At 69.7% G+C, this 21,243-nt stretch carries 19 protein-coding genes and 1 pseudogene; 10 read left to right on the top strand and 10 right to left on the bottom strand.

The annotated features are described in order from the left end of the window. Nucleotides 1-49: 49 nt before the first annotated feature. The 3 genes from ACEI37_RS10095 to hisD all read right to left on the bottom strand — a co-directional run bounded on the left by ACEI37_RS10095 (nucleotide 50) and on the right by hisD (nucleotide 3,623). On the bottom strand, nucleotides 50-1,426 hold the full coding sequence (locus ACEI37_RS10095; RefSeq protein WP_373376579.1) for an MFS transporter: 1,377 nt from the start codon (nucleotides 1,424-1,426) through the stop codon (nucleotides 50-52). Nucleotides 1,427-1,524: 98 nt separating this feature from the next. Then, entirely contained in the window at nucleotides 1,525-2,301 is a 777-nt protein-coding gene (gene hpsO, locus ACEI37_RS10090; RefSeq protein ID WP_373377750.1) for a (S)-sulfopropanediol 2-dehydrogenase HpsO, read from the bottom strand. Between the two features lie 11 nt (nucleotides 2,302-2,312). Next, nucleotides 2,313-3,623: a histidinol dehydrogenase gene (gene hisD, locus ACEI37_RS10085; protein WP_373376578.1), complete on the bottom strand. Its 1,311-nt coding sequence runs from the start codon at nucleotides 3,621-3,623 to the stop codon at nucleotides 2,313-2,315. A 269-nt stretch (nucleotides 3,624-3,892) separates the two neighbouring features. Here hisD and ACEI37_RS10080 point away from each other — a divergent pair, with 269 nt between their 5' ends. Further along, nucleotides 3,893-4,879, top strand: coding sequence for a LacI family DNA-binding transcriptional regulator (locus tag ACEI37_RS10080; RefSeq protein ID WP_373376577.1), 987 nt, complete (start codon nucleotides 3,893-3,895; stop codon nucleotides 4,877-4,879). Between the two features lie 52 nt (nucleotides 4,880-4,931). Here ACEI37_RS10080 and ACEI37_RS10075 read toward each other — a convergent pair whose 3' ends face one another. Beyond that, on the bottom strand, nucleotides 4,932-5,879 hold the full coding sequence (locus ACEI37_RS10075; protein ID WP_373376576.1) for a LysR family transcriptional regulator: 948 nt from the start codon (nucleotides 5,877-5,879) through the stop codon (nucleotides 4,932-4,934). Between the two features lie 90 nt (nucleotides 5,880-5,969). On the opposite strand from ACEI37_RS10075, the gene ACEI37_RS10070 reads away from it, so the two are divergent. Genes ACEI37_RS10070 through ACEI37_RS10060 form a run of 3 tightly spaced genes read left to right on the top strand, consistent with a single transcriptional unit; the run spans nucleotide 5,970 to nucleotide 9,201 of the window. Beyond that, nucleotides 5,970-7,193 (top strand): CaiB/BaiF CoA transferase family protein, encoded by a 1,224-nt coding sequence (locus ACEI37_RS10070; RefSeq protein WP_373376575.1) that lies wholly within the window; start codon nucleotides 5,970-5,972, stop codon nucleotides 7,191-7,193. Further along, on the top strand, nucleotides 7,190-8,200 hold the full coding sequence (locus tag ACEI37_RS10065; RefSeq protein WP_373376574.1) for an NADPH:quinone oxidoreductase family protein: 1,011 nt from the start codon (nucleotides 7,190-7,192) through the stop codon (nucleotides 8,198-8,200). The genes ACEI37_RS10070 and ACEI37_RS10065 overlap by 4 nt, the downstream gene beginning before the upstream one ends. Further along, nucleotides 8,197-9,201: a tripartite tricarboxylate transporter substrate binding protein gene (locus ACEI37_RS10060; protein ID WP_373376573.1), complete on the top strand. Its 1,005-nt coding sequence runs from the start codon at nucleotides 8,197-8,199 to the stop codon at nucleotides 9,199-9,201. Before ACEI37_RS10065 ends, ACEI37_RS10060 begins: the two co-directional genes overlap by 4 nt. A gap of 52 nt (nucleotides 9,202-9,253) precedes the next feature. On the opposite strand, the gene ACEI37_RS10055 is transcribed toward ACEI37_RS10060, so the two are convergent. Beyond that, on the bottom strand, nucleotides 9,254-10,315 hold the full coding sequence (locus ACEI37_RS10055) for a VWA domain-containing protein (protein WP_373376572.1): 1,062 nt from the start codon (nucleotides 10,313-10,315) through the stop codon (nucleotides 9,254-9,256). A gap of 74 nt (nucleotides 10,316-10,389) precedes the next feature. Here ACEI37_RS10055 and ACEI37_RS10050 point away from each other — a divergent pair, with 74 nt between their 5' ends. The 4 genes from ACEI37_RS10050 to ACEI37_RS10035 are packed head-to-tail and all read left to right on the top strand — an operon-like array spanning nucleotide 10,390 to nucleotide 14,393. Beyond that, nucleotides 10,390-11,310 (top strand): S1C family serine protease, encoded by a 921-nt coding sequence (locus tag ACEI37_RS10050; protein WP_373376571.1) that lies wholly within the window; start codon nucleotides 10,390-10,392, stop codon nucleotides 11,308-11,310. 11 nt (nucleotides 11,311-11,321) lie between these two features. Next, a complete protein-coding gene (locus ACEI37_RS10045; protein WP_111520438.1) occupies nucleotides 11,322-12,332 on the top strand; it encodes a MoxR family ATPase in 1,011 nt (336 codons plus the stop codon). Beyond that, nucleotides 12,313-13,326, top strand: coding sequence for a DUF58 domain-containing protein (locus tag ACEI37_RS10040; protein ID WP_373376570.1), 1,014 nt, complete (start codon nucleotides 12,313-12,315; stop codon nucleotides 13,324-13,326). Before ACEI37_RS10045 ends, ACEI37_RS10040 begins: the two co-directional genes overlap by 20 nt. Beyond that, a complete protein-coding gene (locus tag ACEI37_RS10035) occupies nucleotides 13,323-14,393 on the top strand; it encodes a VWA domain-containing protein (RefSeq protein WP_373376569.1) in 1,071 nt (356 codons plus the stop codon). The genes ACEI37_RS10040 and ACEI37_RS10035 overlap by 4 nt, the downstream gene beginning before the upstream one ends. 18 nt (nucleotides 14,394-14,411) lie before the next feature. Here ACEI37_RS10035 and ACEI37_RS10030 read toward each other — a convergent pair whose 3' ends face one another. The 4 genes and pseudogenes from ACEI37_RS10030 to ACEI37_RS10015 all read right to left on the bottom strand — a co-directional run bounded on the left by ACEI37_RS10030 (nucleotide 14,412) and on the right by ACEI37_RS10015 (nucleotide 18,300). Next, the gene (locus tag ACEI37_RS10030) at nucleotides 14,412-15,008 is read right to left on the bottom strand and encodes a hypothetical protein (protein ID WP_373376568.1); all 597 of its coding nucleotides are present in this window, start codon (nucleotides 15,006-15,008) and stop codon (nucleotides 14,412-14,414) included. 141 nt (nucleotides 15,009-15,149) lie between these two features. Beyond that, the gene (locus ACEI37_RS10025; protein WP_373376567.1) at nucleotides 15,150-15,473 is read right to left on the bottom strand and encodes a hypothetical protein; all 324 of its coding nucleotides are present in this window, start codon (nucleotides 15,471-15,473) and stop codon (nucleotides 15,150-15,152) included. Between the two features lie 190 nt (nucleotides 15,474-15,663). Further along, nucleotides 15,664-16,586: pseudogene (locus ACEI37_RS10020) on the bottom strand (tripartite tricarboxylate transporter substrate binding protein). Nucleotides 16,587-16,818: 232 nt separating this feature from the next. Beyond that, nucleotides 16,819-18,300: a PLP-dependent aminotransferase family protein gene (locus tag ACEI37_RS10015; RefSeq protein WP_373376566.1), complete on the bottom strand. Its 1,482-nt coding sequence runs from the start codon at nucleotides 18,298-18,300 to the stop codon at nucleotides 16,819-16,821. A gap of 82 nt (nucleotides 18,301-18,382) precedes the next feature. On the opposite strand from ACEI37_RS10015, the gene ACEI37_RS10010 reads away from it, so the two are divergent. Together ACEI37_RS10010 and ACEI37_RS10005 are read left to right on the top strand one after the other, a co-directional pair. After that, a complete protein-coding gene (locus ACEI37_RS10010; protein WP_373376565.1) occupies nucleotides 18,383-19,006 on the top strand; it encodes an FMN-binding negative transcriptional regulator in 624 nt (207 codons plus the stop codon). A 67-nt stretch (nucleotides 19,007-19,073) separates the two neighbouring features. Then, nucleotides 19,074-19,691 carry a LysE family translocator gene (locus ACEI37_RS10005; RefSeq protein ID WP_373376564.1) on the top strand — a complete coding sequence of 206 codons (618 nt, stop codon included), beginning with the start codon at nucleotides 19,074-19,076 and terminating at the stop codon, nucleotides 19,689-19,691. Between the two features lie 23 nt (nucleotides 19,692-19,714). Here ACEI37_RS10005 and ACEI37_RS10000 read toward each other — a convergent pair whose 3' ends face one another. Further along, nucleotides 19,715-21,214 carry a M81 family metallopeptidase gene (locus ACEI37_RS10000; RefSeq protein WP_373376563.1) on the bottom strand — a complete coding sequence of 500 codons (1,500 nt, stop codon included), beginning with the start codon at nucleotides 21,212-21,214 and terminating at the stop codon, nucleotides 19,715-19,717. Between the last annotated feature and the right edge of the window lie 29 nt (nucleotides 21,215-21,243).

Here is a 21,243-nt window from a genome sequence, read left to right as displayed (position 1 = left end):
GAGGGAAACGACATGGACGGGCGACGCAATTGCCGCCCGAAGGAAGGAATCAGGCGCCGGCTTCGGACGGTGCCAGCGCACGCGCGCCGGCCGGGCCCTGGCGCCGGCCGATCCACAGCGTGCAGGCCGCGCTGAGCACGCCGATCGCCAGCACGTAGCCGCACAGGTACCAGGGCTCGCCGCCGCCCTGTGCATTCAGCCAGGTGGCGATGATCGGCGTCAGGCCGCCGGCGAACACGCCCGCGAACTGGTAGACGAAGGAAATCCCGGTATAGCGCACGCGCGCGTCGAAGACCTCGGAGAACATCGACGACATGGTGCCGAACACGGCGGCATGGAAGATGCCGAAGGGAATGATGATCGCCGCCCATACCAGCAGCACGTTGCCGCCCGAATGCTGCATCAGCCAGAACGCCGGAAACGCCGACAGGCCCGCCAGCAGCGCCCCGGTGCCATAGACTAGCGGCCGGCCGAGGCGGTCGGACACGGCGCCCCAGAGCGGGATGAACAGCGTCATCACGCCGGCGCCGAGCAGCACGCCCAGCAACGCCTCGTTGCGCGACAGCTTCAGGGTCTGGGTCAGGTAGGCAAGCGAGAACACCCCGAACACGTTAAAGAAGACGCCGTCGATAAAGCGCGCGCCCATGCATGCCAGCACCACGCGGGGGTACTGGCGCAGCATGGCCAGGAACGGCAAGGCGCTGTCCTCCGGCTGCTGGCGTGGCGTGTGGCGCGGCGGCTGGCGTTGCGCCGCGGCAAACTCCGGCGACTCTTCGACATGCGTGCGCATGTACGAGCCGATGAACACCATCACCGCACTCAGCAGGAAGGCGATGCGCCAGCCCCATGCCAGGAAGTCCCGGTCCGACAGCAGCGCCGACAGCAACGCAATCACGCCGCTGGCCAGCACCAGGCCCAGCGACATGCCGGTCTGCGGCAGGCTGGCGAAGAAGCCGCGGCGGCCCGGCGGCGCGCTCTCGAACGTCATCAGCACGGCGCCGCCCCATTCGCCGCCGAGGCCGATGCCCTGCGCGATGCGGCACAACAGCAGCAGCACCGGTGCCCAGATGCCGATCTGGTCATAGGTCGGGATCAGGCCGATGGCCGTGGTGGCGATGCCCATGATCATCAGCGTCAGCACCAGCATGCGCTTGCGTCCCAGCGTATCGCCGAAATGGCCAAAGATCACGCCGCCCAGCGGGCGCGCGACAAACCCGGCGGCGAAGGTGGCGTAGGCCAGCAGCGTGCCGACCACCGGGTCGGTCGACGGGAAGTACAGCTTGTTGAACACCAGCCCGGCGACCACGCCGTACAGGAAAAAGTCGTACCACTCCACCATCGCGCCGATCGTGCTCGAGGTCACGATCTTCCTCAGCTTGCGTCCGGGGTCTTGTGCCGGCGGCTGCGCCGCTGCCTGTCTCGTCATGCTTGTCTCCTGTCGGGTCTGGTCCCGGGGCGGCGCGTATGGCGCTCTGGATATCGGTCAACGCGCGGGGGCGAATCGAAGCGCCCCGCGGCGGGGAATCATCTTGCCGTGTAGCCACCGTCGACCATGAAGGTCTGCCCGGTGATATACGCGGCCATGTCGCTGACCAGGAACGCGGCCAGCCCATGCAGGTCCGGCAACGCGCCGTTGCGGCCGATGCAGGTGCGCCCGGCATGGTGATCGGCCAGCGCGGCATCGGCGAACACGGGCCCGGTCAGCGCGGTGGGGAAAAAGCCCGGGCCGATCGCATTGCAGGTGATGCCGTGCCGCGACCACGCCTCGGCGATGGCGCGCGTCAGTTGCACGATGCCGCCCTTCGCCGCGCCGTAGGGCGCGCTGTTGGCGAAGGCGCGGTAAGACTGCAGCGACGCGAGGTTGAGCACCCTCCCCCATGCTTGCGCCTGCATCGCGGGCGCCAGCGCCTGCGTCAGGAAGAACGGCGCGCCCAGATGCGTGTCCAGCTGCAACCGCCATGACGCCGGCGTGACGCTGTCAAAGGGCTCGCGCAGGTTCATGCCCGCGGCATTCACCAGGATATCGATGGTGCCGCAGCGACGCTGCAAGGCCGCTGCGGCGGCGGGAATCGCATTGAGATCGGACAAGTCCAGCGCCTGCGTGTCGACCGCGATGCCCATCGCATCGAGCCGCGACGCTGCCGCATCGAGTTGCGGCTGGCGGCGCGCCGCCAGCACCACCCTGGCGCCGGCCCGGCCCAGGGCCTCGGCAAGGCTTTCGCCGATACCGGAACTGCCGCCCGTCACCAGCGCCTGCCTGCCGCGCAGGTCCGGTCCGGCAATGCCGGCCGCGTTGTGCATGGGCGCCATCGTCACACCTCCACCGGAGCGCCCATCTCGACGCGGGCGTTCGGAAAGTACTTTGCCATGCGGTCGTCCGCGGTGCGCGCGTGCGCCTCCATGCCCTCCAGGCGCGAAATGCGCGCGGTCACCTGCCCGATCTGCCGCGTCGCCTCGCGCGTCATCTTCTGCCAGGTCAGGGTCTTCATGAACTTGTGCACCGAGAGCCCGCCGGAATAGCGCGCCGCGCCCTTGGTCGGCAGCACATGGTTGGGGCCGCTGGTCTTGTCGCCAAAGGCCACCGTGGTCTCTTCGCCAAGGAACAGCGAGCCGTAGCAGGTCAGGTGGGCCAGCCACCAGTCGAGGTCGCGCGCATGCACCTCCAGGTGCTCGGAGGCATAGCGGTCCGACACCGCGGCCACTTCCTCGCGGCTGTCGCAGACGATGACCTCGCCATAGTCGCGCCATGCCGCCGTGGCCGCGTCGCGCGCGGTCGGCGGCAACGCGGCGATCAGTGCCGGCACCAACGCCATTACCTGTTCCGCCAGCGCGCGCGAAGTGGTGAAGAGCCAGGCCGGCGACTCGTGGCCGTGCTCGGCCTGCCCCACCAGGTCGCTGGCCACGATGGCCGGGTCGGCGCTGTCGTCGGCGATCACGGCGACTTCGGACGGCCCCGCGAACACGTCGATGCCCACCTGGCCGTACAGCGACCGCTTGGCCTCGGCGACAAACTTGTTGCCGGGCCCGACCACCACGTCGGCGGGCTTGCCGCTGAACAGGCCATAGGCCATCGCAGCGATCGCCTGCACGCCGCCGAGCGTCATGATCACGTCCGCGCCGGCCGCCTGGAAGGCATAGAGCACGTGCGGGTGGATGCCCTGGCCGCGGAACGGGCTGGAACACGCCACCACGGTGCCCACGCCCGCCGCCTTCGCCGTCGCCACCCCCATGTAGGCCGAGGCGATATGTGCATAGCGCCCGGCCGGTGCGTAGCAACCCACCACGTTGACCGGGATCACGCGCTGCCCCGCCGTCACGCCGGGGTGCAGTTCGACAGAGAACTCGCGCAGCGATTCACGCTGCGCCAGCGCGAACTCCCGCACCTGGCGGATCGCGAAATCGATATCGGCGCGCACCGACGCGGGCACGTCGCGGGTCTGCTGCCGGACCTGGTCCGGGGTCAGCACGATCTCGCCGCTCCAGCCGTCGAGCTTGCTGGCGTACTGGCGCACGGCGGCCTCGCCATGCGCCTGGATCTCGGCCAGCATGTCGGTCACCACTTTCTGCGCGGTGGCGGTCTCCGTCTGCGGGGTTTTCTCGGCTTGCTTCAGGTACGTGATCATCGGGGGTCCTCGGCTTGAACTCAAATGTAAGCGCTATCATTTTTATCGAAAACATAATTGGCAGGCTCGTTCTTCCTGCCAATCGATGAATGAAAGCGCTTTCATACAAGACTAGTCGGAGAACTGCGAAGTGCAAGCGAGGGTTTTCCCTCGGCCACCATGCAAGGCAACGCGCCGTTGTCGTTGTTGTCGTGTGTCGCGCACAGATCGGTGACAATGGCGCAACGGCAACCAGGACAGAAGACGTGCGGCGGACCAGACTTGAAGACGTGGCGAAGCTAGCGGGGGTATCGATGGCGACGGTGTCGCGCGCCCTGTCATCGCCCGCGCTGGTGCGGGAAGACACCCTGCAGCGGGTGCGCCAGGCGATCGACGCGCTCGGCTATGTCCCGGATGCGTCGGCGCGCACGCTGGCGTCCGGCCGCTCGCGCACCGTCGCCGCGGTGGTGCCTACGCTGGACAACGCCATCTTTTCCCATGCGATCCAGGGCATGCAGCAGGTACTGGCGGCCGGCGGCTACCAGTTGCTGCTGGGCTCGCACAACTACGACCCGGACACCGAGACCGATGTGGTGCGGGCCCTGTCCGAGCGCGCGGTCGATGCCATGGTCCTGGTCGGCGCCGACCATGCGCCGGAAACGCTGGCGCTGCTGCGGCAATCCGGCACGCGCACGATCCTCACCTGGTCCCTGTCCAGCCAGTACCCCTGCATTGGCTTCGACAATTTCGAGATTGGCGCGCAGGCCGCCCGCCATCTGTACGACCTGGGCCACCGCCGCTTCGGCATGATTTCCGGCATCGGCGCCCATAACGACCGCGCGCGGCTTCGAACCGAAGGCTTCCTCGGCACGCTGCGTGCGCTGCGCGCGCCGCTGCCACCCGGCGCCGTCTGCGAGCAACCCTACACCTTCGCCGGCGGCCGCGCCGGCCTGCGCGCGGTGCTCGCCCGTGCCCCGGCAACGCCGACGGCGATCTTCTGCGGCAACGACGTGCTCGCACTCGGCTGCCTGTTCGAGGCCACGGCCATGGGCCTGGAGGTGCCGCGGCAGTTGTCCATCGTCGGCTGCGACGACCTGCCGATCTCCGCCGAAGTCACGCCCGCGTTGACGACCATTGCGCTGGAAAGCAGCGAACTGGGTCGGCAGACCGCGCTCGCGCTGCTGCGCTGGCTGCAGGACGGGATCGAGCCGGGCCGGATGGAAATGCCGGTGGCACTGGTACAGCGCGGCACCACCGCGCCGCCGGCGCAGACGTAGGCGCTTGCCGTCCTGCGGCGCCCATCGGTAAAAAGCCCGGAGCGGCTTCGGCTCAACTGGCGGTCGCGGCAACTGCCTTGCGGCCCCAGGTCTCGGCCTGCCGCTCCAGGTGCTGGCGGATGAAGTCCATCAGCGTGCGCGTGGCCAGGGTCGGAAAGCGGTTGGGCGCGGTCAGCATGTAGACGCTGTCGCCCACGCCTTCGGCTTCGCATTCGGCCAGCACCTCGCGCATCTCCCCCGATTGCAGTTGCCGCCAGACCGCATAGCGCGGCAGCAGCGCCACGCCGAGTCCGCCCATCACCGATTCGAACAGGAACGGATAATCGCCTGACTGGATCCGCGGCGACACCCGCAAGGTCATCGGCGTGCCGGCCAGCCATACCTTCAACGTAAAGCGGCGCCCCAGCGAGGCCGGCGCAATCATGTCGCATCGTTCGAGGTCGGCCACGGTGCGCACGGGCCCGTGGCGGTCCAGAAACGATGCCGATGCGCACAGGCACCAGCCCACCTCGCAGATGCGCCGCGCCACATGGTCGTCGGGCGGCTGCGAGGTGATCTTCAGCGCCACGTCGACCTCGGCTGGAATCAGGTCGCCAATGTTGTCGTTGATCACCACGCGCAGCGAAATCTGCGGATAGCTGCGCGCGAATTCCAGCAGCAGCGGCGTCAGGTAGAGGTGGCCCAGTCCGGTCGGCAGGCGGATCCGCACATCGCCGCGGACCACCTTGCCAAGGCTGTCGATGGCGGTGTTGGCGGACTGCAGTTCATCCAGCATGCGCAAGCCATGCGCATACAGCAGCTGTCCCGCTTCGGTCAGTTCGACATGGCGCGTGGTGCGGCGCATCAGCTGCGCGCCGAGATGCTGCTCCAGCAGCTTCAGGCGCCGCGACACGTTCGAGCGCGTCATGCCGCTGCGCTGCGCGGCCGCCGTCAGCGTGCGCGACTCGACCATGGTGACGAAGAGCCGCACCAGGTTGAGATCGAAATCATTGTCAATCATCAGTCAACACCATTGGCACAAGTCGAGGGATTGTTTCGGCGGGAGGCCAACCCTAGCATAAAGCTCCTGTTTATCCCTGTCGACGAGCTCATGTCCCCACCCTCCACCACCAGCCCGGACGACGCCGACCTGCCCTTTGCCGGCCTGCGCGTGCTGGACATCAGCCAGGGCATTGCCGGCCCGTATTGCGCCCACATCCTGTGGCAGCAAGGCGCGGAAGTCATCAAGATCGAGCCGCCCGCGGGCGACTGGGGCCGCAAGGTCGGTGTCGTGCGCGGCGATACCAGCGCGCTGACGCTGGCCTATAACGGCGGCAAGCGCAGCGCCTGCATCGATGCCACCACCGACACCGGCAAGGCAGTGCTGCGGGACCTGGCGCTGCAGGCCGACGTGCTGGTGCAGAACTTCCGCCCGCAGGTGGCGGAACGGCTGGGCGTGGGCTATGCGACGCTGGCCGCGCAACGTCCCGAGCTGGTCTATGTGTCGATCAGCGGCTATGGCCCGGACGGTCCGTATGCCGACTATCCGGCTTCGGACTCTGTCATGCAGGCCGATTCCGGATTGATGTTCGCCAACCGGGACACCGATGGCAGCGCGCGCCGCATCGGCATGCTGCTGGCCGATGCCGCCACCGGCCTTTATGCCGCGCAGGCGTGCGCCGCGGCACTGTGCCGGCGCTATCGCAGCGGGCGCGGCGGCCATGTCGAGCTGAACCTGTTCGAGGCCTGCTGCGCGCTGCAGGCCAACAACCTGCTCGAGCATGCCATCGGCGGCCCGTCCGCCGCAGGTCCGGTCAGCGCGCCCAACGGCGTCTATGCCAGCCGCGACGGCAGCCTGACGCTGCTGGCGCTGAACGACGCGCAGTTTGGCAAGCTGTGCCGGGCGCTGGACCATGCCGACTGGCTCGAAGACCCGCGCTTTGCCGACAACGCCGCGCGCTTGGCCCATGCCGCGCTGCTCAACCAGTTGGTGGCGCGCTGCATCGCCACGCGAACCACCGCGCAATGGCAGGACATCCTCAGCCGGCATGACGTGCTGCATGCCCCGGTGCGCACCTATGACGAAGTGATAGCGCATCCGCAGGCCGTGCATCGGCAGACCTTCCAGGCCATTGCGCAGCCCGGGCTGGGGCCGCTGCCCTTTGCCGGCATCCCGGCGCACGGCTTGCGCCGGGATGCCGGCCCGGCGCCGGCCAACGGCGAACATACGGTCGAGATCCTGCGCGAGGCGGGATTCAGCCAGCTGGCCATCGACGACTGGCTGCGCCAGGGCGTGGCGCTGCAGGCCCCAGCGGCCAGGGCAGGTGTCCAATGAAGGCGCTGGTGTGCGAACAATTTGGCAGTGTGCACGACGTCGCCGTGCAATCCATTCCCGAGCCGGCGCTGGCTGACCCGCATGCGGTCACGATCGCGGTCGAGTATGCCAGCGTAAGCCACGCCACCGGCCTGATGATTGCCGGGCAGTACCAAAGGCGGCCCCCGCTGCCTTTCGTGCCGGGGACCGAGGCCATCGGCCGCGTGGTCGCCTGCGGCGATGCCGTCACGCGGCTGCGGCCGGGCGACCGCGTGGTGGCGATCGCGGACTGGGGCTGCTTTGCCGAACAGGTCACGGTGCCCGAATACACGGTCTATCGCGTGCCGGACGCGCTGCCCTCGACGGTCGCGCTGCCGGTTCCGATTTCGTACGGCACGGCGTATTGCGGGCTGGTGTGGCGCTGCGCACTGCGCGCCGGCGACACCGTGCTGGTGCTGGGCGCCGGCGCGGGCGTGGGGCTGGCCGCGGTGGAGATTGCGCGCGAGCTCGGCGCCACCGTGATCGCCTGCGCCAGCACCGAGGCCAAGCGTGCCGACGCACTGCGGCGCGGCGCGACGCACGCAGTGGCGCCGGCGGACCTGGCCGGCACGGTCAAGGCCCTGACCGGTGGCCGCGGTGCGGACGTGGTGGTGGACCCCGTCGGTGGCGAGCTGTTCCAGCAGGCGCTGCGCGCAGCGGCGGCCAACGCCCGCATCCTCAGCATCGGCTTTGCCAGCGGCACCATCCCGCAGGCACCGGTGAACCTGCTGCTGGTCAAGAACCTGACGCTGCACGGCTTCTTCTTTGGCCGCTATATCGGCTGGACGCCCGCCAACGAGCGCGCACAGCACGCCGCGGCGCTGCAGGACGTCATGACAACGCTGTTCGACTGGGCCGCGCAGGGCAAGCTGGCGCCGACCGTGTCCGCAACGTATCCGATCACCGGCCTGGGCGATGCCCTGGCCGCGCTGGAATCCCGCCAGGTGGTGGGCAAGGTAGCGATAAAAATCAAGGAGACAGAGACGTGAACACCCGATATCCGAAACCACATGCGATATGGACGCGGCTACGCGCGGCGCTGGTACTGTCGGCCGCCAGCGCGCTGCTGCCCGCTGCCGCCGGCGCGGAGGAATTTCCGCGACATCCTGTACGCATGGTGCTGCCCTACCCGGCCGGCGGGCCCACCGACCTGCTGGCGCGCGTAGTCGCGGTCAAGATGGGCGAAAGCCTGGGCCAGGGCGTGGTGGTCGACAACAAGCCCGGCGCCAGCGGCATGATCGGCGCCGAAGCCGTGGCGCGCGCGGCCCCGGACGGCTACACCATCCTCGCCAATGCCTCGCTGCACGTGATCAACCCCAGCATCCAGCCGAAGATGCGCTATGACGCGTTCAAGGATTTCGTGCCCATCACGCAGTTGGCTGACGTACCGCTGGTGCTGGTGGTCAACAACGCCTCGCCGGTGAAGACCGTGCAGGACCTGATTGCCTATGCCAGGCGCGAGGGCGGCGCGCTCAACTTCGGCTCTGCCGGCAATGCCTCGGCCCAGCACCTGGCCGGTGAATCGTTCAAGCTGGCGGCCAGGGTGCCGATGCAGCACGTTCCATACAAGGGCAGTGCGCCGGCACTGACTGATCTGATGGGCGGCCAGATCCAGCTGATGTTCGATTCCATGCCGTCGGCCATGCCCTTCATCAAGTCCGGCAAGCTGCGCGCCGTGGCCGTTACCACGCCGCGCCGTGCGAGTGCGCTCCCGGACATTCCGACTGTCGCCGAATCCGGCCTGCCTGGCTTCGACATCAGTACATGGTATGGGCTGTGGGCACCGCGCGGCACCCCGACGGCAGTGGTGGAAAAGCTCGCCTCGCACGCGGCGGCCGCGCTGAAACGCCCGGATGTGCGGCAGCAATATGCCGACATGGGCGCGGAGCCGGTCGGCTCTTCCCCGGCGGACTTTGCCCGCTACAACGCCGCCGAAGGCCGGAAATGGGCGGAAATCGTGCGTCGGTCGGGGGCAAAGGCGGACCAGTAGGGACACGGCATCCGCGCTCATCGCGGCGCGTCATGCCGCCATCAGCCCACCCTCACCGCCTGAACCACAACATCGACAACCCGCACGCCAAGGCCAGCAATACCACCGCCCCTGCGGCGAACAAGGCACCCAATTCGGTTTCCCTGCGCTCCAGCGCAAAGCGCGCGCTGAGCTGGCGGTAGACCTGGCTCAGGTCGGCCGCCGTGCCGGCGTGGAAGTACTCGCCGCCGGTGATGGCGGCGACCGCGCGCAGCGCCGGTTCATCCAGTTGCATGAAGTAGGCCAGGCTGGACTCCGGCGCGGACATGACCTGCTGCGAGCCGAAGCCGACGGTGTAGACGCGCACGCCACGCTGGGCGGCCATGCGCGCGGCGTCGAGCGGATCCGGGCCGGTGGTGCGCCGGCCGTCGCTGAGCAGGATCACCGCGCCGTGGGGGTACGAGCCGGGCTGCGCCGCCTGCTGGTTTTGTTCGCGCCGGCGCGCGGCGTCGGCCGCGGCGGCCTCGTCGAGCGAGGTGCCGCGCCCGGCGCGGTCCGAACGGCTGCCGAACAGGATCACTTCGAGGTCGATGCCGTCTTCGGGAAACAGCACCGCCAGCGCCTGGAACAGGCCGCTGCCGGTGGCGGTGCCGCGCTGCAACTGGAAGCGATCGATCGCGTCGAGCATGTCTTGCCGGTTGTCGGTGGGCGGCAGCACCACCGCCGCGGTGCCGGCGAAGGAGACGATGCCCAGCCGCACGCTGGCCGGCAGCCCCACCACGAGATCGCGGGCGGCCTGCTGGGCGGCGCTGATGCGGTTGGGCGGCACGTCGGCGGCCTCCATGCTGCGCGAGGTGTCCATCGCCAGCACCAGGGTCACGGTGTCGGCCGGCAGCGTGATGGTGGCGCTGGGGCGCGCGCAGGCCAGCAGCGCCACGGCCAGCGCGAAGAAGAACAGCAGCGGAGGAATGTGGCGGCGCAGGCGTTGGCGCGGGCCGAGCGCGGCGCGCGGCAATGCAAGGCTTGCATACAGCAGCGCGGCCTTCTTGCGCCGCGCGAGCAGGTACAGGTAAGCGGCTGCCAGCACCGGCAGCGCAAGCAGCAACCAGAGCATCTGCGGCCAGAGAAACTGCATGCCCTGCTCCTTGGCGCGTGGGTAAGAGGATGGTACTGTATTTTTTAAGGCGGGACGGGACCTCGGGGGCTGCGATGAAACGGGTGACGATCTACGGATGGGTCTCGGCGGCCGTCGCGCTGGTTCTTGCCGCCGGCGTGGGCTCGGCGTGGCTGTTGCAGCCCAAGCCGCGCGCGCTGACGCAGAAGGATATCGACGCGGCGGTGCTGCACACGCTCGAGACCAAGCCCCTGCCATCGCGTACCGCCATGGCGGCCGAGGCGGTGCGTGAATCGGTGGTCGAGATCCGCAACTTCCCCGCGCCCGCGAAAACCGCCGAAGCGGCTTCCGCGCCGCAGGCGGGGCGTGACGCCCCGGCCACGCCGCCCGAAGCCTCGCCCTCGACGCCCCCCGCCCCGACCGCCCCGCCCCTGCCCAACGAACGCCCGCCCGGCAACAGCGCGGAGAACAAGCCGGAATCCCGCCACATCGGCTCGGGCGTGGTGGTGACCGAGCGCGGCGTGATCCTTACCAGCCTCCACGTGATTGCCGGCGCCCGGCGCCTGGAGCTGACCTTCCACGACGGGCACACGTCCGAGGCCACCGTGCTGCAGACGATTCCCGAGAAGGACCTGGCGGTGATCCAGGCCAAGTCGATACCCGACGACCTGCCGGCGGCGACACTGGGTTCCAGCCGGGACCTGATGCCCGGATCCGAAGTGGTCGCGGTGGGCTTTCCGTTCGGCATCGGGCCGTCGGTATCCGCCGGCGTGGTGTCCGGGCTCGACCGCGAGTTCGTCGCGTCGGACAGCAAGCGGAACCTGGACAAGCTGATCCAGTTCGACGCCGCGGTCAATCCGGGCAACTCGGGCGGCCCGCTGGTGAACATGAATGGCGAGGTGGTGGGCATCGTCACCGCCATCCTCAACCCGGGCAACAGCGGCACCTTCATCGGCATCGGCTTCGCCACCACGATCGAAAGCGCCGGCGTATCCATCGGAACTTCTCCTTTCTGACGCGGGGACCTATGAACGACCAAGCCAGGGGCGCTGCTGACAGTGCCAACTTGATGGAACGCCTGCTGTACGAGGTGAAACGCGTGGTGGTCGGGCAGGACCACTTTCTCGAACGGGTGCTGGTGGCCATCCTGTCCGGCGGCCACCTGCTGGTGGAGGGCGTGCCGGGGCTGGCCAAGACCCTGACCGTCAACACGCTGGCGCGGACCATGAGCGGCACCTTCAAGCGCATCCAGTTCACGCCGGACCTGCTGCCGGCCGACCTGGTCGGCACGCGCATGTACAACCAGGGCACGGGCGAGTTCTCCACGGTGCGCGGCCCGGTCTTTGCCAACCTGCTGCTGGCCGACGAGATCAACCGCGCGCCGGCCAAGGTGCAGAGCGCGCTGCTGGAAGTGATGCAGGAAAAGCAGGTCACCATCGCCGGCGAGACCCATCGCGTGCCCGCCCCGTTCCTGGTCATGGCGACGCAGAACCCGATCGAGACCGAGGGCACCTACCCGCTGCCCGAGGCGCAGGTCGACCGCTTCATGATGAAGGTGCTGGTGGGCTATCCGTCGGAAGAGGAAGAAGTCGTCATCGTCAACCGCGTCACCGGCCCGCGCATCAGCGTCAGCCCGGTGGCCACGCCCGAGCACCTGACCGCGCTGCAGGAGGCCTGCCGCAAGGTGTATGTCGATCCCAGCCTGGTCCAGTACGCGGTGCGGGTGGTCGCGGCCACGCGCAAGCCGGGCGACTACGGCCTGGCCGACCTGGACCGCTACGTGTCGTTCGGCGCCAGCCCGCGTGCCACCATCGGCCTGGTCGAAGGCGCACGCGCGCTGGCCTACCTGCGCGGCCGCCACTACGCCCTGCCCGAGGATGTGGCCGACCTGGTTCCGGACGTGTTGCGCCATCGCCTGTCGCTCTCGTATGAGGCCATGTCCGACGGCGTGACCGCCGACCAGCTCATCTCCCGCATCACGCAGGCGCTGCCGGTTCCCGAGCGGCCCATGGAATCCCATGTTCGGGCGGCGGACTAGGCGGCGCGAGCCAGACAGCGGGCCCGGCGCCACACCTGGCGCTCCCGCTGTCGCGCTTGCCGGCGTCGGCGCAAACCAGACCGACGCCCTGCTGCGGCGCCTGGAATGGACCGTGGTGCGCCGCCTCGACGGGCTGCTGCAAGGCGACTACCGCACGCTGTTCCGCGGCTTCGGCCTGGACCTGGCCGACCTGCGCGAATACCACCCAGGCGATGACGTGCGCCATATCGACTGGAACGTGACCGCGCGGCTGCAGACGCCGCATGTGCGCGAGTACCAGGAAGACCGCGAGGTCGCGGCCTGGTTTTTGCTCGACCTGAGCGGATCGATCGACTTCGGCTCGGGCAGCGTGCGCAAGCGCGACCTGCTCAGCGACTTCACCACGGTGATGGCGCTGCTGCTGACGCGCTATGGCAACCGGGTGGGTGCCGTGCTCTATGGCGGGGCAGCAAGCGCGGACGCCACGGTGGTGCCGGCGCGCGCCGGGCGCCGCCAGCTGCTGCACCTGCTGCACCGCATGCGCGCCACGCCCGCCGCATCGCCGGGCGACACCCGCCTGCGCGACCTGCTCGAACGCGCCCGCGGGGTGGCAAGGCGGCGCTCCGTGGTGTTCGTGGTGTCGGATTTCATCAGCGCGCCGGGCTGGCAGGCGTCGCTGGGCATGCTGGCGCGGCGGCATGAAGTGGTCGCGGTGCGGCTGGTCGATCCGCTGGAAACCGCGTTGCCGGACCTGGGACTGGTAGTGCTGCAGGATGCGGAGACCGGGGAGCAGTTGTTCGTCGATACGCATGACCCGTCCTTCCGCAAGCGCTTCGCCGCCGCCGCCGAGGCGCGCGAGGCGGAACTGCGCCAGGCCTTCGCGCGCGCCGGGGTGGCGTGCCTGACGCTGTCGACCTACGCCCGGCTCGACCTGGCGCTGCTGAGCTTCGCGCGCCAGCGCCGGCGCCAGCAGGGCAGCGCCAGGGCCGCGAACATCGCCAGGGGGGCTGCATGATCGACGCGCTCAGCCGCCTGCCCGTATTCAGCTTCCTGTGGCCAGGCATGCTGTGGCTGTTCGCGCTGGTCGGGGGGCTGGCGGCGGGCTATGTCTGGCTCGACCGGCGCAGGCGGCACGCGGCCATGCATTACCCGGCGCTGAAGACAGCGGGCATTGCCACCCGTGGCGGCAGTGGCTGGCGCCGCCACGTGGCGCCGGTGCTGGTCCTGCTGGCGCTGGTCGCGCTGATCGCGGCGATCGCGCGGCCCCAGGCCGTGATGATGCTGCCTTCGCGCATCGAGACTGTGGTGCTGGTGATGGACCTGTCAGGCAGCATGCGGGCCCAGGATGTCAAGCCCAGCCGCCTGGGCGCCGCCCAGCAGGCCGCCACCACCCTGCTGGAGGCGCAACCCGCGGGCGTCAGCGTCGGCGTGGTTGCGATGGCCGGCACCGCCGCCGTGGCGCAGGCACCGACCCGCGCCAGGGAGGCCGTCGCCACCGCGATCGAGCGCCTGCAGCCGCAGGGCGGCACCGCGCTGGGCAACGGCATGCTGATCGCGCTGACCACGCTGCTACCGCAGCTCACGCCCGATGCCGAACGCCTGATGAACGACGACACTCCGCCGCCAAGACGACCGCGGGCCCTGGCCAATCCGCCCGGCGACAGCGAGCCGGTGCAGCCCGGCTCCTATACCGCGGGGGCAATCGTGCTGTTCTCCGATGGCGAAAGCAACGCCGGCCCGGCGGCGATGCGCGCCGCCCAGCTTGCCGCCGAGCACGGCGTGCGCATCTATACCGTGGGTGTGGGCACCCCCGAAGGCGTGGTGCTCTCGGTCGACGGCTGGTCCGCCCGCGTCAGGCTGGACGAGAAGGTGCTGAAGGAAGTCGCCGACGCCACCGGGGCCGAATACTTCCGGCTGGAGGATGCCACCGAACTGAAGCGGGTGTACCGGGCGCTCAACGCGCGGCTGGCGTTCGACAAGCGCAGCCAGGTCGAGATCACCGCGCTGTTCGCCGCGCTGGGCGCGCTGCTGGCGGCGTGCGCGGCGCTGTTGTCGCTGTGGTGGTTCGGGCGCGTGATGTAGCGGGCGGCCGCCGGCAAATCACCGCGCATTGCGCGGCGTGACCGAGATCGCGATCGCCTCGGTGTAGACCGCCTGCACCTGCTCGCCGGCGCGCACCGCCTTCAGCTGCTTGGGATCCGCGACATGCACATCCACCATCCGGCCCTGCGGGCCCTTCAGTGTCACCATGCCGGTCTTCGCGTCGACCGCCACCACGTCCGCGGTGACCGTGACCTCGCGCCCGACCATGCCGCCCGGCTTGGCGCCCGGCGCGGCGCGCTGCGTGATCTCGCGCTCGCTGCTGGAGCGGATGCCGCTCTGGCGGTTCAGGCTCACCGACAACGCTTGCGAGTATTCCGCCGTGACCGCATCGCCCACGCGCAGCTGCCCGAAGTTGCGCACATCGTCGCCGACCTGCACGTCGGTGAGCTTGCCCTGCTCGTCCTTGAGGGTAATGGTGCGTGTGGCCGCATCAATGGCTGCCACCGTGGCCGTGGCCTTGACCGTGCCGGTGGTGCGCGACGCGCCCACGCCGGAAACCGAGTCGACGCGGGTCTCGGGTTGCGCCATCGCCATGGCGGGCGCGAGGGACGCGGCGGCAAGCGCCGCCGCCACCATGAGCTTGCCGGGTTTCATGCCGTTCTCCCTGGTTCCAAGGTTGCCGTAGGTCGCCATGCCAGATGCCGGCCAGGGGCCGGCGCGCGTGACGGACAGGCCAGTTAACCATAGCAGAGGGAGAAGGAAGCCGTTGGCGGCGTGCAGGACGCCTCCCTATGTTCACAGCGGCCCGGGCAGCGTCTTCAGGCCCACCCACAGCACCCCGATGACAACATTGACCGGCACGCACAGCGCGCCGGGCACGTAGAACAGCGCCGACAGTGCGGGCGCGGACAACATCAGCTCCACAGCGCCGCCCAGCGCGTAGAAGAACACGCCGCACCAGAGCCAGCGCCGCATGTAGGTCAGCAGCCAATGCGCGCGCGCCTGGTTGAAGTGCCAGGCGCGCGTGCGTTCGGCGCGGTTGCCGCGGCTCGCGTCCCGGAACAGCCAGCCGAAGAAGAAATAGCGGTACAGCAGGGCGCTAAAAGTCAGCTCTTGCATGATCACTCCTTTGGCCGCTGCCAGCCGGGGGAGTGCAGAAATCAGGCGCACTTGGCGCGCAAGCAGCGATGGCAGCGGCAGGCATACCACCAGCGTATCAAAGAAGTTGCGCTAACCCGAGCCACGGATGTCCCGGCATGGCCGGCTGCACTGAGACAGTGCAGCGGGTCGCGCGATGATCGCACGCCGATCACTGCAGGCTGATATCGAGCTGCTGCACCACGCGCTTCTCGCGCTCGAACTGTTCCGCTGCGAACCTGGTGTAGTCCGCGCTGTTGAGGTGGACCGGCTCCAGGTCGATGGCCTCGAGCGAGCGCAGGTAGGCCGGGTCCTGCGCTGCGCGGAAGAACGCATCGTGCAGCTTCCTGACCACCGCCGGGTCCATGCCGCGCGGGCCGACGATGCCCACCAGCGAGCTGGCGGTGATGTCGTAGCCCGCTCCTTCAGGGTCGGCACATCCTTGAAGCGCGCAAAGCGCGTGTCGCCGACGATGGCCAGCGGCCGCACCTTGCCGGCGACGGCGTATTGTCCCCAGCCCGGGTCCAGCACCGCATCGATGTCGCCGCCCATCAGCGCCATCATTTCCTCGGCGCCGCCCTTGTAAGGCACGAAGGTGAATTTCGCACCGGCAGCCCTGCCGAGCTTTTCCATCGAGATATGCCCCGAGCTGCCGATGCCGACCGCACCGTAGGTCACTTTGCCCGGGTTCGCCTTCGCGTAGGCGAGGAATTCTTCCAGCGTCTTCCAGCGCGCGTCGGCGCGGACCACCAGGCCATAGCGGTAGTTGGTCAGGCCGATGATGTAGGTAAAGTCCTTGAGCGGGTCGTATGGCGTCTTTTGCAGGTGCGGCATGCGGAAGATATTGGCCGCGACCATCGACAGCGTGTACCCGTTCGGCGCCGCCGTCTGGGACATCACCTGTGCCGCCAGCGTGGCGCCCGCACCGGGCTTGTTGATCGGCACCACGCGCTGGTCCAGTTCCTTGCCGGCGGCTGCCAGCAGCGTGCGCAGCGAGCCGTCGGTGGGACCGCCGGGCGGGAACGGAATCCAGAACTCGATGGGCTTGGCCGGGAAATCGCCAGCGGCCGTCACGGCCGGCGCTGCCGCGCACATCGCCAGTGCCGCCATGGCCCTTACCACGACCGATAGCAAACGCCTGCCCCTTCCACACTTTGCGATAGCCATGCGCTGTCTCCTGGTTGTCGTTCTGGTGTTGCCGCCCGGTGTGCCGGCCGCGGTCGTTTTGGACAGACGTTAGAGCGTTGCGCCAGGCGGGCCAATTGCCGTTCTGCTCAATGTCATTGGCCGAAACGCCCGGCATGCGAGGCCGGAGGCGCCGGCCGCTTCACGGGCCCATCGCCGCGACCACCGTGCCCAGCACGCGCACGCCCTGCTCGATCTGTGCCGTTGTCAGGCTGGCATAGCCCAGCACCAGGCCCGCCGCGCGAGGCCGGCCTGCCCCGTGCGGCCGGGCATACAGCGCCGAGACCGGGTAGACGCCCACGCCGGCGCCGCGCGCGGCGGCCACCAGTGCCGGCTCGTCCCGCGGCCGCAGCGACGGCAGCCACAGCACCACGTGCAGCCCGGCGGCGGTGCCGCTGACCTCGGCATCGCCAGGCAGGTGGCGCGCAATGCCATCGAGCAGGGCCGCGCGGCGGCGCTCGTTCTCGCGGCGCATGCGGCGCACGTGGCGCTCGTAGGCGCCGCTGTCGATCAGCGCGGCCAGCACGCGCTGCTCCAGCACGGGCGCATGGCGGTCGGCCAGCCGCTTGGCCTGCCGGAACACCGGCACCAGCTCCGGCGGCAGCACCAGGTAGCCGAGCCGCAGCTGTGGCGACAGCGCCTTGGAGAAGGTGCCGACATAGATCACGCGGCCATCGGTGTCGATCGCGCGCAGGGTGTCGATCGGTCGCTGGCCGTAGCGGAATTCGCCGTCGTAGTCGTCCTCGACGATCCACGCGTCATGGCGCCGCGCCCATTGCAGCAACGCCTGCCGGCGCCCGATCGGCAGCACCCCGCCCAACGGGAACTGGTGCGACGGCGTCACGTAGGCCAGCCGGACCCGGTCTGCCGCGGGCAGGCTGGCGGTATCCATGCCATGCCCGTCCACCGGGACTGGCAGGCACGTCGCGCCGGTGGCCTCGAAGCAGCGCCTGGCCATCAGGTAGCCGGGGTCTTCGAAGGCAAAGGTATCGCCGTCGTCCAGCAACAGCCGCGCGCACAGGTCGATGGCCTGCTGCGAGCCATGCACCACCACGATCTGCCCGGCATCGCAGGCCAGCCCGCGCGCGCGGCGCAGGTAGCCCTGCAGCGCGCGCCGCAGCGATGCCTCGCCTTCGGGGGCGGCATAGGACAGGCTGTCGTGCTGGCGCAGCAGTTCGGCCTGCCAGGCGCGACGCCACGCCAGCGCCGGGAAGTCGCGCCAGGCCACCGCGCCGTACAGGAAATCGAAGCGCACCGGCTCGGCCGGCGGCGGTGCCGGCAGCCCCAGTGCCGCCACGCGGCGGCCGAACTGCGACAGCGCCGGTACCCTGGCGCGCCGCGCGGCATTCGGCCGCGCCGGCGGGGATGCCGCCAGCGGGCTGGCAATGCGGGCCGCCCGTCCCCTCGCCGTGACCAGGAAGCCCTCGGCCGCCAGCTGTTCATAGGCAGCGGTCACGGTGGTGCGCGATACCCCCAGCTCGGCCGCCAGGCCGCGCGTGGACGGCGCCGGCGCGCCCGGCGGCAGCGTGCCGTCGGCGATCTGGGCGCGCAGCAGGTCATAGATGCGGCGTCCCGCGCCCGTGGCGCCGGCCCGGGTGCCGGCGGACTGGTCGAACTGGCCCATTCAAATTCCTGGAAACTGGACCTTCCGATTGTGCCAGTTGTCGGCGACAGTATCGAGCATCCGATCGTCCCGAGCCCCAACGATGTACCTCCCCGACCATTTCGCCGAGACCCGCCCCGACGCCCTTGCCCGCATCATCCATGCGCATCCGCTGGGCATGCTGGTCACGCACGGCCAGCACGGCCTGGATGCCGACCATCTGCCCTTCGAATTCGACCCCGGCGCCGGCGTACACGGCGTGCTCACCGCGCACGTGGCGCGGGCCAACCCGGTCTGGCAGCGGTGCCCGACCGGCACGCCGGTGATGGTGGTGTTCCGCGGCGCCGAGGCCTATGTCTCGCCGAACTGGTACCCGAGCAAGCATGAGGCGCATCGCCAAGTACCGACCTGGAACTACGAGGTAGTGCACGCGCACGGCATCCTCACCGTGCGCGACGACGAGCGCTTCGTGCGCGGCCTGGTCGCGCGGCTGACGCGGCGGCACGAGGCCGCCGAGGCCCGGCCGTGGAAGATGGGCGACGCCCCGCCCGACTACCTCGACGCCATGCTGCGCGGCATCGTCGGCATCGAGATCGCCGTGACGTCGCTGGTGAGCAAGCGCAAGCTCAGCCAGAACAAGGAGGCTCGCGACCGCCTTGGCGTGGTCGACGCGCTGGAGGCGCGCGGCTGCACGGAACTAGCGCAGTCGATGCGCAACGCGGTCTGATCCGGCATCGCCGCAATCCACGCGGGCGCAGCCGCAACCCTGCCTCATCAACAAGGAACCCCGAACCATGTCGCTGATCCCCTTCCTGATCGCCGCAGTCGTGCTCGCCATCACCCCCGGCCCGGCCATCGCCTATGTCGTCGCGCGAACGGTGTCCGGCGGACGGTCGGAGGGCCTCGCCTCATGCCTGGGCACCGGCCTTGGCGGATTGCTGCACGTGCTGGCCGCGGCCGCGGGCCTGTCGCTGGTCATCGCCCAGTCCGCGGTGGCGTTCAGCGTGCTCAAGTACCTTGGGGCGGCCTACCTGGTGTACCTGGGCGTACGCATGCTGGTGCGCAAGGACCCGCCCGCCACGGTCGCGGCCGTGCCGTCGCGCGGCGCGCGCCGCGCGCTGATGGAAGGCGTGGTGGTCGAGGTGCTGAACGTCAAGACCGCGCTGTTCTTCCTGGCGTTCCTGCCGCAGTTCGTCGCGCCCGGCGCAGCGGCCGTGTCGCAGCTGGTGCTGCTGGGCTGCATCTGCGTCGCGCTCAACACGCTGGTCGACGTGGTCGTGGTCTTTGCCGCGCATCGCCTGCTCAGGTCCGGGGCCGCCAGCGCGGCTCGCGCGCGGCTGATGACCCGTGCCTCGGGTGTCACGATGGTGGGCCTGGGTACCTTCCTGGCGCTGGCGCGGCGCGAGGCATAGCGGACCTCGCGCCCCTGCCGCCCTCATCCGGGCTGGAAAGGCCTGCCCATCGGCTTGAGCCGGATGCCCGGGGCCAGCCTGGTCCAGGGCAAGTCCGCGGGATCGGCCGTCATCGGGCCCGGTGCCTTGGCCACCAGCACGGCATGCGCGATGCCCTGGAAATCGGCGCGGAAGTGCACCGAGCTCTTGTTGACCAGGATCTTCATCGCCTCGGGCTCGACCCCGCCCACGCGGAACAGGTTGCGGTCGAGCATCTGGGCCTTGCCGGCACTGACCACCACCTGCACATCGTCGATGCGCAACAGTGCGACCGGGCCGACATCGGCCAGCATGCCGTGCATCATCGGCCCGCCGTAGCGGCATACGCCATCGGACAGCTTCAGCACCTCGAAGCGGCCCTGCAGCGGCGCATCGCCGGGCACCCCCGATACGCCGCCGAGCGCCACCTCGATGGTCGCGCCCACGCCCGCACGGTGCGCCTCGGCCGCCGCGGCCGGGTCCCAGATCAACCCGATCGCCGCCTGCCGTGCGCCATGGCGCAACAGCGCGCGCAGCATGCCCATGGTGTTCGAATCGCCGCCCGCGCCGGGGTTGTCCTGCGTGTCGGCGATGACCACCGGGCGCGTGGCCCCCGCGGCCAGCCGCATGGCTTCGAGCACGGCCTCGTCGGGCGAGAGGAACGGCACCTCCCAGGCGGGCTCGTCGGCCAGCATCCGGTCGTACAGCGCCTGCACCGCCGCGTCGGCCGCGCCGGCATCCTCGCCATAGCCCCAGATCACCGGCCCGCACTCCGGGAAATCCGCGGCCGGAAAGCCCGGCGCGAACGACAGCGACACCACCTCGCCGCGCTCGCGCTGCTGCAACAGCGCGTACATGGCGCGCGCCGGCTCCAGCAGCGTGCACATGCCGTTGATCGGGATCAGGAACGGCAGCCGGCGCACCGCGCGGTGCAGTGTTCCCTTGCGCTCCAGCAGGCGCTGCAGCAGCGCCGCGGCGCGCGCGCCGGTCTCCGCCATGTCGACATGCGGGTAGGTGCGGTAGGCCACCAGCGCGTCGGCCGACTGCAGCATGGCCTGCGTGACGTTGGCATGCAGGTCGAGCGAGGCGACCACCGGCACGCCCGGGCCCACCGCCGCGCGGATGCGCGCGAGCAGCGTGCCCTCGCCGTCATCGGTGTGCTCGGCCACCATGGCGCCGTGCAGGTCGAGATAAACCGCGTCGAAGCCGCCCGCGCGGGCAGCGCCGACGATCTCGCCGGCGATGCGCTCGTACGCGTCCTCGGTCACGTGCGCGGACGGGCTGGCGCCGGCCCAGACCACCGGCAGCAGCGTCCAGCCGTGCCGCTCGGCGGCGGCCATGAAACCGCCGGCCGGGATATTGACGTCGCGCAGCGCGCGCATGTCATCGCCGCGCACCATCGCGGGAAAGCCTTCGCCGCGCTCGAAGCTGGCGTAAGTCGCCTTTGACGGGGCAAAGGTATTGGTCTCGTGCTGGAAGCCGGCGACCAGGATCCGTGTTGCCAAGGTTCTTCTCCGTGAAACAAAAATCCGGC

The sequence above is a fragment of the Cupriavidus nantongensis genome, assembly GCF_041726985.1.
GTDB classification, from domain to species: Bacteria; Pseudomonadota; Gammaproteobacteria; order Burkholderiales; family Burkholderiaceae; genus Cupriavidus; species Cupriavidus nantongensis_A.
Note: the sequence above shows the minus strand (reverse complement) of the source record. Positions and strands in the feature narration are given on the sequence as shown.

Excerpts from the sequence above, each read along its gene's own strand:
- ACEI37_RS10095 (WP_373376579.1), bottom strand. The coding sequence starts at position 1,426 with ATGACGAGACAGGCAGCGGCGCAGCCGCCGGCACAAGACCCCGGACGC.
- hpsO (WP_373377750.1), bottom strand. The coding sequence starts at position 2,301 with ATGCACAACGCGGCCGGCATTGCCGGACCGGACCTGCGCGGCAGGCAG.
- hisD (WP_373376578.1), bottom strand. The coding sequence starts at position 3,623 with ATGATCACGTACCTGAAGCAAGCCGAGAAAACCCCGCAGACGGAGACC.
- ACEI37_RS10075 (WP_373376576.1), bottom strand. The coding sequence starts at position 5,879 with ATGATTGACAATGATTTCGATCTCAACCTGGTGCGGCTCTTCGTCACC.
- ACEI37_RS10070 (WP_373376575.1), top strand. The coding sequence starts at position 5,970 with ATGTCCCCACCCTCCACCACCAGCCCGGACGACGCCGACCTGCCCTTT.
- ACEI37_RS10065 (WP_373376574.1), top strand. The coding sequence starts at position 7,190 with ATGAAGGCGCTGGTGTGCGAACAATTTGGCAGTGTGCACGACGTCGCC.
- ACEI37_RS10055 (WP_373376572.1), bottom strand. The coding sequence starts at position 10,315 with ATGCAGTTTCTCTGGCCGCAGATGCTCTGGTTGCTGCTTGCGCTGCCG.
- ACEI37_RS10050 (WP_373376571.1), top strand. The coding sequence starts at position 10,390 with ATGAAACGGGTGACGATCTACGGATGGGTCTCGGCGGCCGTCGCGCTG.
- ACEI37_RS10045 (WP_111520438.1), top strand. The coding sequence starts at position 11,322 with ATGAACGACCAAGCCAGGGGCGCTGCTGACAGTGCCAACTTGATGGAA.
- ACEI37_RS10040 (WP_373376570.1), top strand. The coding sequence starts at position 12,313 with ATGTTCGGGCGGCGGACTAGGCGGCGCGAGCCAGACAGCGGGCCCGGC.
- ACEI37_RS10035 (WP_373376569.1), top strand. The coding sequence starts at position 13,323 with ATGATCGACGCGCTCAGCCGCCTGCCCGTATTCAGCTTCCTGTGGCCA.
- ACEI37_RS10030 (WP_373376568.1), bottom strand. The coding sequence starts at position 15,008 with ATGAAACCCGGCAAGCTCATGGTGGCGGCGGCGCTTGCCGCCGCGTCC.
- ACEI37_RS10025 (WP_373376567.1), bottom strand. The coding sequence starts at position 15,473 with ATGCAAGAGCTGACTTTTAGCGCCCTGCTGTACCGCTATTTCTTCTTC.
- ACEI37_RS10015 (WP_373376566.1), bottom strand. The coding sequence starts at position 18,300 with ATGGGCCAGTTCGACCAGTCCGCCGGCACCCGGGCCGGCGCCACGGGC.
- ACEI37_RS10010 (WP_373376565.1), top strand. The coding sequence starts at position 18,383 with ATGTACCTCCCCGACCATTTCGCCGAGACCCGCCCCGACGCCCTTGCC.
- ACEI37_RS10005 (WP_373376564.1), top strand. The coding sequence starts at position 19,074 with ATGTCGCTGATCCCCTTCCTGATCGCCGCAGTCGTGCTCGCCATCACC.